This window comes from Streptomyces sp. NPDC127100, from assembly GCF_042724095.1.
Classification (GTDB): Bacteria; Actinomycetota; Actinomycetes; order Streptomycetales; family Streptomycetaceae; genus Streptomyces.
In genome coordinates, this window is the sequence record NZ_JBHXFL010000084.1 from 1 (window position 1) to 11,241 (window position 11,241).

An 11,241-nucleotide genomic window follows, 5' to 3' on the forward strand; every position below is an offset into this window, starting at 1 on the left:
GTGCGCCCCCCAACCCGGGGCCCCCGACCCACCCCTCACATCGTCGCTGTGATTGTTAACAAAAACGTTGACACCCAGGAACGTGGTCCTTAGCGTCGCCCCATCACCCGTCCCCTCCAGGCACCGCCTCCTGGACGAGAGGAAAACAACGATGTCCTCCTCACCCGCGCTGTCCGCCCGCGGCAGCAGACTGGCCCTGCTGGTCGTCGGCCTCTGCTGGCTGGCCGTGCTCTTCGACGGCCTGGACATGTTCATCTACGGCTCGGTGCTGCCGCACATGCTCCGGGAGAAGGCCCTCGGCCTCACCTCGGGCCAGGCCGGCGACCTCGGCAGCTATGCCACCTTCGGGATGCTGGTCGGCGCGCTGGCAGCCGGGACGGTCGCCGACCGCATCGGACGCAAGAAGCTGATGGTCTGCTGCGTCACGCTCTTCTCCCTGGCCTCCGGCATCTGCGCCGTCTCGAGCAGCGTCGCCGTCTTCGGCCTGGGCCGCACCCTGGCCGGCGTCGGCCTCGGCGGCCTGCTGCCGACGGCGATCAGCATGGTCTCCGACTACGCCCCCCGGGGCCGCGCCGCGATCACCATCGGCCTGCTGATGACCGCCCACCACGCCGGCGGCATCCTCTCCGCCTACGTCGCCCTGTGGATCGTCGAGCCGCTCGGCTGGCGCGCCGCCTTCTGGGTCTGCGTGGTGCCGCTGCTCTTCGTCCCGGTCCTCGCCAGGTTCCTGCCCGAGTCGCTGAGCTTCCTGGTCGCCCGGGGCCGCACCGAGGAGGCCCGCACGCTGGCCGGTCGCTACGACGTCGAACTCCCCGCCGCCACCGGCAAGGCCTCCGGTGCCGCCTGGGCCAACCTCGCCAACCTCTTCCGGGGCAACGAGTGGATCCAGACCCTGCTGTACTGGCTGGCCTCCTTCGGCGGCCTGCTGCTGGTCTACGGCGTCGCCACCTGGCTGCCCACCCTGATGCGCGGCGAGGGCTACGAGCTCGGCTCCGCGCTCACCTTCGTCGTGCTGTTCAACCTCGGCGGCATCGTGGGCATGCTGGTCGCCGGCCGCGCCTCGGACCGCTTCGGCGCCCCGCGCATCTCCGCGGTCTGGTTCGCGCTGACCGCCTGCGGCGTCTTCCTGCTCAGCGTCCACATGCCGCTGGCGCTCACCTTCGTGGTGGTCTTCCTCACCGGTGTGTTCCTCAACAGCGCCCAGACCATGATCTACGCGACCGTCTCCATCGGCTCCGCCCCCGCCGACCGCGCCACCGCGGTCGGCTGGACGTCCGGCATGGGCCGCTTCGGCGCCGTCTTCGGCCCGTGGCTGGGCGGCCAGTTGCTCGCCGCGGACCAGGGCGACTGGGGTTTCACCGCCTTCGCGCTCGCCGGTGTCTCGTCCATGGTCTTCATCGGCGTCGCGGCCCTGCGCGCTAGGCCGGCCGGGGACGGCGCGGGACGGAAGCTGGTCACCGCGCACTGACCGCGTCCGGCGACGCGGGGGTGCGCACGCGCGGGCGTGCCAGGGGAGCCGGGCCGGTCAGGGTGACGTGAGGCCGCGGGCGTCCAGTTCGTCCCCGCACTCCTCGGGCACCGTGGTCACCGTCAAGGTCTGGACGGCCTGCCGCGAGGGGGACGCGGACGGTGCCGGCCACGCCTCCGCCTCCTCGCGCTCCCGGCGCCCCTCGGCGACACGGTCGGCGATCTCCGCGCAGTCGACGGCGTGGCTCGCCGTCGGAGCCGGATCCTCGCCGGGGGACCCGGGCCCGTCCGCGTACGGATCGGCGCCGAGGGCGGCGGTGGCGGCGAGGCCGGCCAGGCACAGCCCCGACCAGACCGCGACGATCCGCCGGTGGCCGTTCACGGGCCGGCCGTCCCGCCGGCGCCCGCACGCACGGGTGGGGCCGTCCTCGCGCCGCACACGATGCTCAACTCGGTTCCCTCCGCCGCGTGACCGGTGCCGTACCGCCGGGGCCGCAGGTTACCGTCCCCGGCGGGACAGCCAGGCGGCGGTCAGGGAGCCGGAGACGTTGTGCCAGACGGAGAAGACCGCGGCCGGCAGCGCCGCCAGCGGACTGAAGTGGGCGGTGGCCAGCGAGGCCGCCAGGCCGGAGTTCTGCATGCCGACCTCGAAGGCCATGGCCCGGCTGGCCGGTTCACCGAGCCGGCCGAGGCGTCCCGCGCCGTAGCCGAGCGCCAGTCCGAGGCCGTTGTGCAGCACGACGGCGAGGAACACCATCGCCGCCGCCGACTTGATGGCGTCGGCGCTGCCCGCGACGACCACGGCCACGATCACGGAGATCGTCAGCGCGGACAGCCACGGCAGCGCGGTCAGCGCCCGTCGCACGTACCGGCCCGCCACGAGCCGGACGGCGACGCCCGCGAGGATCGGCAGCAGGACCGTCTTGAGGATGTCCGTCACCATGGACCCGGCGTCCACCGGGAGGTACTCGCCGGCCAGCAGCAGCGTCAGCGGCGGGGTGACCAGCGGGGCGACGAGCGTGGAGACGGTGGCGACGGAGACCGAGAGGGCGACGTCGCCCCGGGCCAGGTAGGTCACCACGTTGGAGGCCGTGCCGCTGGGCGCGCAGCCCACCAGGATCACGCCGGCGGCGAGCTGCGGCGAGAGGTCGAGCAGGTGGGCGATGGCCCAGCCGAGCCCCGGCATGATGACGTAGTGCGCCACCAGCCCGAGGGCCACCGCCCAGGGGCGCTTGGCGACCCCGCGGAAGTCCTCCGGGGTCATGGTGACGCCCATGCAGAACATCACCACGCCCAGCAGGTACGGCACCGCCTCGCCCCACCCGGTGAAACTCCCCGGGAGGAGCAGGCCGACGGCGCCGGCCGCGAGGACGAGAAGGGGGAAGACGGTGACGGCGCGGCGCGCGGAGCGGTCGCCGGTGGACTGGTCGCTGAGGTGTTCGGGTCGTTCGGTTCGCACCGTGCGAGGTAACGCCCGCCGGCGACGGGACGCAACGCCGTCTCGCGATGTGATCATCGGGGCGGCCCGGGCCGTCGGCCGCACCCCCTCCGGCGGATGGGGTAGGGTTGACCTGCGTGATCACACGGAAACCGCTCAACCGCGGCCCGTGGGACGCACACCGGGACGTGGCGCAGCTTGGTAGCGCACTTGACTGGGGGTCAAGGGGTCGCAGGTTCAAATCCTGTCGTCCCGACGGTGACGAAGGGTCTTCGCGAGCAACGGCTCGCGGAGGCCCTTTCGCGTGTCCGCCCCCCCCCATGCGGCCGACCACAGCGTGGACACCCCCTTGACGCACCCCGGACACAGGCCGACACTCCCCTGGTAATCCTAGTGAACAGGTAGGGAATCATGGGGAGCATCGAGCCGGTCACCGCCGACGCGGACCGCCGCACGCCGGGACCGTCGCCCCTGCTCACCTCCCGCCGTCACATCGACCTCCTCCGCGTCCGCAGCGCCATCACCTCATCGCGCTGAGCCGTCCGGCACCGGCCGCCCGCGCTCCCGCACGCGTCCCGTGCGGCCGGGTGCCCGCGCACGGCCCGCCCGCCGCCGCCTCCGCCGCGCGTGTCCACGCGCCCGCACCCGAGGAGCACCATGACCGTCACCCCCCTCGCTCCCGCGCCGGCCTTCCGGGGGCGCATCGGCCGCGACCCCCGCAGCGGCCACTACGCCGTGCCGCGCCGCTACCGCCTCCACCTGTCGCCCGGCCACGACGACTGTCTGCGCATCGCCGTCGTGCACGGCCTCCTCGGACTCGACGAGGTGTGTCCGGTGACCCTCCTCGACCCCGTTCCCGACGGTGCCGACGGCGGCCACCCCGCGCTGCGGTCGCTGTACGAGGCGAGCGCGCACCACTACCGGGGACCGGCCGTCGCGCCGGTGCTCAGCGACGACTGGTCGGGCCGCATCGTGAGCACGCACGCGCCCGACATCATGCGCGACCTCGCCCGGTACTTCGCCTCCGCGGGCCCCGAGCTGTACCCGGACGGCCAGGACGCGGCGATCGAGGCCGTGGAGCTGCTCTGCGCCCGAGCGGAGGACCCCGCGGCGCTGGACTCGCTGGAGGAACGGCTCACCGGCCACCCCTACGTCCTGGGGGAGCGGCTCACCGCGGCCGACGTCGAGGTGTGGGTGGCCCTGTCCCGGCTCGGCGCCGCCCACCGCACGGACCGCCACCCCGCCCTGTGGTCCCACGTGCGGCGCCTGAGCGCGCACCCGGCCTTCGCGCGCCGCCTCGGAGACCGTCCCATCTGACGGGACGGCGTTGACACGAGCACGGCCAACTGCCTTACTTACGGACCAAGAACGGTCATGAGCGTCAGTGACAAGCCCTGGCTGGCTGACCGGCAACCCTCGCTCCGCGGTGGGGTGCCCCAGGTGACGACCGGACCGGATGCACTTCGGTAAGCGCGAGGCCCGCAGGGCCGGAACAGTGACGGTGACGGACATGTACGCAGCTCCCAGGACGGCGGACCGCCGCCCCCAGGGCCCCGTACGCCCGTACCCGAGCCCGCTCGTCGCCGACCGTGCCGTCGATCTGCTCCGCGTCAGCAGCGCACTGTGTACCGACCGCGGCCGCGGCCGCCGCCAGGGCTGACCTCCCTCCTTCCGGACCTCAGCGCTCGCGGCGACCGCCCGGCCACGACGAACACCGCCCCCGCGGTGTGCCGTTGTCCGCCCCGCCCCGGTCCCGTGCCTTCCCCCGTGCGCCGCCCCGCGCCGCGGAGCGGCTCCCGCCGCTCCGCCGCGCCGCAGCGGTCCACCGCCGTTCGCACGACCCCGGGGTGCCCGCACCCACCGGAGTCCTCCCATGAGCGAACCCCCGGGCGCCGCCGTGTCCCTCGCCGAGGCACCGCCCGCCACCGACAGCCCCCGGCCACCCGCCGCCCAGCGGGTGCTGCCGCCGCGCCGGCCCGGCCGCCGGGTCGCCACCGCCGCAGTCCTGGTCGTCGTCGCCCAGATCGTCCACGGCCTGGCCACCAACCCCTTCTACCAGTGGGACCGCTTCCGCTACTGGTTCCTGCGCCCCGTCATCCTGGACGGCCTCCTCGTCACCCTCGAAGTGGCCGCGCTCAGCGCCGTGCTCGGCCTGCTGGGCGGAGTACTGCTCGCCCTCGCCCGGCTCTCCGGCAGCCCGGTCCTGCGCGCCGTGAGCTGGACCTACACCTGGCTGTTCCGGTCCGTCCCGCTGATCGTCGTCCTGATCTTCCTCTACAACTTCTCCGCCCTGTACCGGACGCTGAGCCTGGGTGTGCCCTTCGGGCCGGCCTTCGTGACGTTCGACGAGTCGCGGCTCGCCACCGACCTGGCCGTCGCCGTCGTCGGCCTCAGCCTCAACGAGGCGGCGTACGCCTCCGAGGTGGTCCGCGGCGGCATCCTCTCCGTCGACCAGGGCCAGCACGAGGCGGCCGCCGCCCTCGGCCTGCCGAAGGGCTACCAGTTCCGGCGGATCGTCCTGCCGCAGGCCCTGCGGTCCATCACCCCGAACTACGTCAACCAGCTCATCGGCCTCATCAAGGGCACGTCCCTGGTCTTCTACGTGTCCCTGCTCGACCTGTTCGGCTCGGTGCAGACCATGGGCAGCACCTACCCCGGTGACATCGTGCCGCTGCTGCTGGTCGCCACCGTCTGGTACCTGGTCCTCACCAGTGCCGTGTCCGTCGTCCAGTTCTACGCCGAGCGGCACTTCGCCCGGGGAGCGACCCGCACCCTGCCGCCGACACCCCTGCAGAAGGCGCGCGCCGGCCTCGCCGAGGCACGGGCCCGGCTGCGCCGGGAGGCCGCCGTATGACCACCACCGCCACCGACGTCGCCCCGGCCGCCCTCGAAGTGCACGGCGTGCACAAGTGGTACGGGACCCACCACGTGCTCGACGGCATCGACCTGACGGTGCGGCCCGGCGAGGTCACCGTGGTCCTCGGTCCGTCCGGCTCCGGCAAGTCGACCCTGCTGCGGGTCGTCAACCACCTCGAGAAACCCGAGATCGGCCACGTCAGCGTCGGCGGCGAGCCCATCGGCGTACGACGCCACGGCACCCGGCTGAGGGAACTCGGGGAGCGGGCCATCCTGCGCCAGCGCGGCCGGATCGGCTTCGTCTTCCAGAACTTCAATCTCTTCCCGCACCTGACCGTCCTCGACAACGTCGCCGCCGCACCCGTCGCCACCGGCAGGCTCCCCCGCGACGAGGCCCGGCGGCAGGCCCGCGACCTGCTCACCCGCGTCGGCCTCGGCGACCGGACCGGCGCCTACCCCCGGCAGCTCTCGGGAGGACAGCAGCAACGCGTCGCCATCGCCCGCGCCCTGGCCCTGCGGCCCGGCATCATCCTCTTCGACGAGCCGACCTCGGCCCTCGACCCCGAACTGGTCGGAGAGGTCCTCGCCGTCATCAAAGACCTGGCCACCAGCGGCACCACCCTCGTCATCGTCACCCACGAGATCGGCTTCGCCCGCGAGATCGCCGACCGGATCGTCTTCATGGACGACGGCCGGATCGTCGAACAGGGCCCGCCCTCCCAGGTCCTCGACCACCCGCGGCACGCACGCACCCGGGACTTCCTCGCCAGGGTCCTGTGACCCGCCCCGGCCTCCGCCTCCGCCCCTCCCAGCGACAAGGACAGCCATGCCCCACCACCTCTCCCGACGCGGTCTGCTCCGCGGCATCACGGCGGCGACCGCCGCGGCCGCCCTCGCCACCGGGCTCACCGCCTGCGGCACCGACAGCGACGCCGCCACCACGGCCGACCCCGCGGGCACGGTGACGCTCGGCCGGCTGTCCAACGGCGCCGCCCGGGAGACCGTGCTGAAGGTCCCGGAGGTGAAGTCGATCAGCGCCCGCCTCCCCGAGTCGGTCCGCAGCAGCGGCAGACTCGTCGTCGGTGTCGGCGCCCTGCCCGACGGCTTCCCGCCGCTGGCGTACGTCGGCGACGACCAGAAGTCCCTCACCGGCGCCGAGACCGACCTGGCCCGGCTGGTCGCAGCCGTGCTGGGACTCGAGCCCGAACTGAAGAACTCCACCTGGGAGAACATGTTCGTCGGCATCGACAGCGGCCGCACGGACGTCGCCTTCGCCAACATCACCGACACCGAGGAACGCAAGCGCAAGTACGACTTCGCGTCCTACCGCAAGGACGACGTCGGCTTCGAGGTGCCGGCGAGGAGCACCTGGAACTTCGACGGCGACTACCGCAACCTCGCGGGCAGGACGGTGGCGGTCGACAACGGCACCAACCAGGAGAAGATCCTCCTGGAGTGGCAGGCGAAGCTGAAGCAGGAGGGCAAGCAGCTCACCGTCAAGCACTACGCCGGCAAGAGCAGCACCTACCTGGCACTCGACGGCGGCAAGATCGACGCCTACTTCGCCGCCAACCCGGGCGTCGCCTACCACGTCGCCCGGACGGCGAAGACCCCCGGCGCCACGCGCAGCGCGGGCACCTACTCGGGAGCCGGTGCCTCCCTCCAGGGCCTGATCGCGGCCACCACCAAGAAGGACAGCGGGCTCGCCGAGCCGATCGCGGACGCCATCAACCACCTGATCGACAACGGCCAGTACGCGAAGTGGCTGGCCGTCTGGAACCTCTCCAGCGAGGCCGTCGAGTCGGCCGAGGTCAATCCGCCCGGCCTCCCCCTCGACAACAACTGACGATCCGTCACCATTACGTCCCCCCGTCGGTCCCGTCCGCAGGAGAGGAAACCGAACCCGTGACCCAGCCGACCGGCCTACACGTCGACACGGCCCCGGCCGCCCCCGCCCCGCACCCCCTCGACAACGCCGTCTGGGCCGCCCTGACCGGCCCGCACGCCCCCTTCGCCGAACGCCTCGGCCGGGCCGCCCGCTACCCGTCGGACGTGGCCGTCTTCGCCGCCCTCGAGAATCCCGCCGATCCGGCCGCCTGGGCCGACCTGCACCGCCTCGTCGGCCCCGGCACGGCGGTCGCGGTGCCCGGCGCGCCCACCGTCCCCGCGGGCTGGCGGGCCTTCGGCGGCGTGCCCGGGGTGCAGCTCGTCGACACCGCGCTGCGCGCCGAGCCGGACCCCGGGGCCGTACGGCTCGGGCCCGCCGACGTCCCCGAGATCCTGGACCTGGTCGCCCGCACCCGGCCCGGCCCCTTCCTGCCCCGCACCGTGCTCCTCGGCGCCTACCTCGGCATCCGGCACCGGGGCCGGCTGGTCGCCCTGGCGGGCGAGCGACTCCGGCTGCCCGGCTGGACCGAGATCAGCGCCGTGTGCACCGACCCGGAGCACCGCGGCCGGGGACTCGCCACCCGCCTGGTCCGCGCCGTCGCCGCGGGCATCCGCGAACGCGGCGACACCCCGTTCCTGCACGCCGCCGCGAGCAACACCCGGGCCATCGGGCTGTACGAGTCCATCGGCTTCACCCTGCGCCGCCACACCGAGTTCCGCGACGTGCGCACACCCGGCACGGCCGCCACGCCGGGGAACCGGTGAACGGCCGCGCGCCGCTCCACCACCTCCGGCCCGGCGCCCACCCCGCCCGCCCCCGGTGAGACCTCCGTTCCCCTCCGGACGACCAGGAAGGCAGACCACCCGTGTCCACCACTCCTCCCGCCCCGCTGCACCTCGCCGTCGCCCTGGACGGCACCGGCTGGCACCCCGCCTCCTGGCGCGAGCCGGTGGCCCGCCCCGCCGAACTGTTCACGGCCGCCTACTGGGCCGGCCTCGTCGCCGAGGCCGAACGCGGCCTGCTCGACTTCGTGACCATCGAGGACGGCCTCGGCCCGCAGTCCTCCCGCCTCCTCGGCCCCGACGAGCGCACCGACCAGGTCCGCGGCCACCTCGACGCCGTCCTGATCGCGTCCCGCGTCGCGCCGCTGACCCGGCACATCGGACTGGTGCCGACCGTGATCGCCACCCACACCGAGCCGTTCCACATCTCCAAGGCGATCGCCACGCTCGACTACGTCAGCACCGGCCGCGCCGGTCTGCGCGTGAAGATCTCCGCCCGCCCCGACGAGGCCGCCCACTTCGGCCGACGCACCGTCCCGCGCATCGAGAGCTACGAGAGCCCGGCCGCACGCGAGCTGGTCACCGAGCTGTTCGAGGAGGCCGCCGACCACGTCGAGGTGGTCCGCCGCCTCTGGGACAGCTGGGAGGACGACGCGGAGATCCGGGACGCGGCCACCGGCCGCTTCGTCGACCGGGACAAGCTGCACTACATCGACTTCCGTGGCCCCCGCTTCAGCGTCAAGGGCCCCTCCATCACCCCCCGGCCCCCGCAGGGCCAGCCCCTGGTCACCGCCCTCGCCCACTGGACCGTGCCGTACCGGCTCGTCGCCCGGCAGGCCGACGTCGGCTACGTCACCCCGCACGACACCGGCCAGGCACGGGCGATCGTCGCCGAGATCCGCGCCGAACAGGCGGCGGCCGGACGGGCCGGCGAGCCGCTGCACGTCTTCGCCGACCTGGTGGTCCTCCTGGACGACGACCCGGCCGATGCCGCCGCCCGCAGGGAACGCCTCGACGCGGCGGCCGGGACGCCGTACACCGGCGACGCCCGCGTCTTCGCCGGAAGCCCCGCCCAACTCGCCGACCTGCTCCAGGAATTCACGACCGCCGGGCTGACCGGGTTCCGGCTCCGCCCCGCCGTCCTCGGCCACGACCTGCCGGCGATCACCCGCGGCCTGGTCCCCGAGCTGCAGCGCCGCGGCGTCTTCCGCGAGGCGTACGAGGCGGACACCCTGCGCGGACTGCTCGGCCTCGACCGCCCCGCCAACCGCTACGCCGCCACCCCCACCGCGACCGCCTGAGCCGGGAGGACACCACCGTCATGACCAAGCCGCTGAAGCAGATCCACCTGGCCGCGCACTTCCCCGGCGTCAACAACACCACCGTGTGGAGCGACCCCCGGGCCGGCAGCCACATCGAGTTCGCCTCCTTCGCCCACTTCGCACGGACCGCCGAACGGGCCAAGTTCGACTTCCTGTTCCTCGCCGAGGGCCTGCGCCTGCGCGAACAGGGCGGGCGGATCTACGACCTGGACGTGGTCGGCCGCCCCGACACCTTCACGGTCCTCGCCGCACTCGCCGCCGTCACCGACCGGCTCGGCCTGACCGGCACCATCAACTCCACCTTCAACGAGCCCTACGAGGTCGCCCGGCAGTTCGCGAGCCTCGACCACCTCTCCGGCGGCCGCGCCGCGTGGAACGTGGTCACCTCCTGGGACGCCTTCACCGGCGAGAACTTCCGCCGCGGGGGCTTCCTGCCGCAGGAGGAGCGCTACTCCCGCGCCCGCGAGTTCCTGGCCACGGCGAACGAACTCCTCGACTCCTGGCACGGGGACGAGATCGTCGCCGACCCGGTCACCGGCACCTTCCTGAGCGACGCCAAGGCCGGAGCCTTCGCACACCGGGGACAGCACTTCGACATCCACGGCCGCTTCGACGTCCCGCGCTCCCCGCAGGGCCGCCCGGTGATCTTCCAGGCCGGGGACTCCGAGGAGGGACGTGAGTTCGCCGCCGCCGACGCGGACGCAATCTTCAGCCGGTACGCCACCCTGGAGGAGGGCCGGGCGTTCCACCGGGACGTCAAGAGCCGCCTCGCCAAGTACGGCCGCCGGCCCGGCGACCTGCTGATCCTGCCCGCCGCGACCTTCGTGCTCGGCGACACCGACGACGAGGCCGAGGAACGGGCGCGGGAGGTCCGCCGGCAGCAGGTCAGCGGGGCCACCGCCCTCAAGCACCTGGAGTTCGTCTGGAACCGGGACCTGTCCGCCTACGATCCGGACGGCCCGCTGCCCGACGTCGACCCGGACGTGTCCGAGGGGCACATCGCGCGCGGGCGGGCCCAGGTGCGGATGTACCGCGACCCGCTGGCCACCGCCCGCGAGTGGCGCGAACTGGCGGCGGCCCGCGGCTGGTCCATCCGCGACCTCGTCATCCACACCGGCAACCGCCAGACCTTCGTCGGCTCCCCGGCCACCGTGGCGCGCAGCATCAACGACTTCGTGCAGGCCGACGCCGCCGACGGCTTCATCCTCGTCCCGCACATCACCCCGGCCGGCCTGGACCAGTTCGCGGACGAGGTCGTCCCGCTGCTCCAGGAACAGGGCGTCTTCCGCACCGACTACGAGGGCACCACCCTGCGCGACCACCTCGGCCTCACCCACCCCGACACGGCGCGCGCCGACGAACGGGCGGCGTCCTGATTCACCGGCCGCCCCGATGACGGCGGTGGCGGGTGCGGCCCCCCCCCCCCCCGCGGGCCCCGCCCCGGCCCGGGGCGGCCGCCCCCCCCCCACGCGGACGCGGGGCGTATAA

At 73.7% G+C, this 11,241-nt stretch carries 11 protein-coding genes, 1 tRNA gene, 1 pseudogene and 1 riboswitch; of the genes and pseudogenes, 11 read left to right on the plus strand and 2 right to left on the minus strand.

From position 1 onward, the window contains the following. Nucleotides 1-151: 151 nt before the first annotated feature. Nucleotides 152-1,468: an MFS transporter gene (locus ACFWJB_RS34915; RefSeq protein WP_386927317.1), complete on the plus strand. Its 1,317-nt coding sequence runs from the start codon at nucleotides 152-154 to the stop codon at nucleotides 1,466-1,468. A gap of 57 nt (nucleotides 1,469-1,525) precedes the next feature. Here the strand turns inward: ACFWJB_RS34915 and ACFWJB_RS34920 are convergent, their stop codons facing one another. Together ACFWJB_RS34920 and ACFWJB_RS34925 are read right to left on the minus strand one after the other, a co-directional pair. Further along, nucleotides 1,526-1,849: a hypothetical protein gene (locus ACFWJB_RS34920; RefSeq protein WP_386927319.1), complete on the minus strand. Its 324-nt coding sequence runs from the start codon at nucleotides 1,847-1,849 to the stop codon at nucleotides 1,526-1,528. 117 nt (nucleotides 1,850-1,966) lie between these two features. Beyond that, entirely contained in the window at nucleotides 1,967-2,926 is a 960-nt protein-coding gene (locus ACFWJB_RS34925; RefSeq protein ID WP_386927321.1) for a bile acid:sodium symporter family protein, read from the minus strand. Nucleotides 2,927-3,087: 161 nt separating this feature from the next. On the opposite strand from ACFWJB_RS34925, the gene ACFWJB_RS34930 reads away from it, so the two are divergent. The 10 genes and pseudogenes from ACFWJB_RS34930 to ACFWJB_RS34975 form a co-directional block, all read left to right on the plus strand. Then, nucleotides 3,088-3,161: transfer RNA gene (locus ACFWJB_RS34930), tRNA-Pro, on the plus strand. A 155-nt stretch (nucleotides 3,162-3,316) separates the two neighbouring features. Then, nucleotides 3,317-3,442 carry a hypothetical protein gene (locus tag ACFWJB_RS34935; protein ID WP_385471786.1) on the plus strand — a complete coding sequence of 42 codons (126 nt, stop codon included), beginning with the start codon at nucleotides 3,317-3,319 and terminating at the stop codon, nucleotides 3,440-3,442. 120 nt (nucleotides 3,443-3,562) lie between these two features. Further along, entirely contained in the window at nucleotides 3,563-4,222 is a 660-nt protein-coding gene (locus tag ACFWJB_RS34940) for a glutathione S-transferase C-terminal domain-containing protein (protein ID WP_385471788.1), read from the plus strand. 53 nt (nucleotides 4,223-4,275) lie between these two features. Beyond that, nucleotides 4,276-4,384: riboswitch (SAM riboswitch) on the plus strand. A gap of 31 nt (nucleotides 4,385-4,415) precedes the next feature. Beyond that, nucleotides 4,416-4,565, plus strand: a complete 150-nt coding sequence (locus ACFWJB_RS34945) for a hypothetical protein (protein ID WP_385471790.1) — start codon at nucleotides 4,416-4,418, stop codon at nucleotides 4,563-4,565. A 213-nt stretch (nucleotides 4,566-4,778) separates the two neighbouring features. After that, entirely contained in the window at nucleotides 4,779-5,759 is a 981-nt protein-coding gene (locus ACFWJB_RS34950; RefSeq protein ID WP_385471793.1) for an amino acid ABC transporter permease, read from the plus strand. Next, on the plus strand, nucleotides 5,756-6,541 hold the full coding sequence (locus ACFWJB_RS34955) for an amino acid ABC transporter ATP-binding protein (RefSeq protein WP_385471795.1): 786 nt from the start codon (nucleotides 5,756-5,758) through the stop codon (nucleotides 6,539-6,541). Before ACFWJB_RS34950 ends, ACFWJB_RS34955 begins: the two co-directional genes overlap by 4 nt. 46 nt (nucleotides 6,542-6,587) lie before the next feature. Next, a complete protein-coding gene (locus ACFWJB_RS34960; RefSeq protein ID WP_386927324.1) occupies nucleotides 6,588-7,607 on the plus strand; it encodes a transporter substrate-binding domain-containing protein in 1,020 nt (339 codons plus the stop codon). A 59-nt stretch (nucleotides 7,608-7,666) separates the two neighbouring features. Then, nucleotides 7,667-8,413: a GNAT family N-acetyltransferase gene (locus ACFWJB_RS34965; RefSeq protein ID WP_386927326.1), complete on the plus strand. Its 747-nt coding sequence runs from the start codon at nucleotides 7,667-7,669 to the stop codon at nucleotides 8,411-8,413. Nucleotides 8,414-8,514: 101 nt separating this feature from the next. Then, nucleotides 8,515-9,732 carry an LLM class flavin-dependent oxidoreductase gene (locus ACFWJB_RS34970; protein ID WP_386927328.1) on the plus strand — a complete coding sequence of 406 codons (1,218 nt, stop codon included), beginning with the start codon at nucleotides 8,515-8,517 and terminating at the stop codon, nucleotides 9,730-9,732. 20 nt (nucleotides 9,733-9,752) lie between these two features. Next, nucleotides 9,753-11,129, plus strand: a pseudogene (locus tag ACFWJB_RS34975) (NtaA/DmoA family FMN-dependent monooxygenase); the annotation flags it as partial. Between the last annotated feature and the right edge of the window lie 112 nt (nucleotides 11,130-11,241).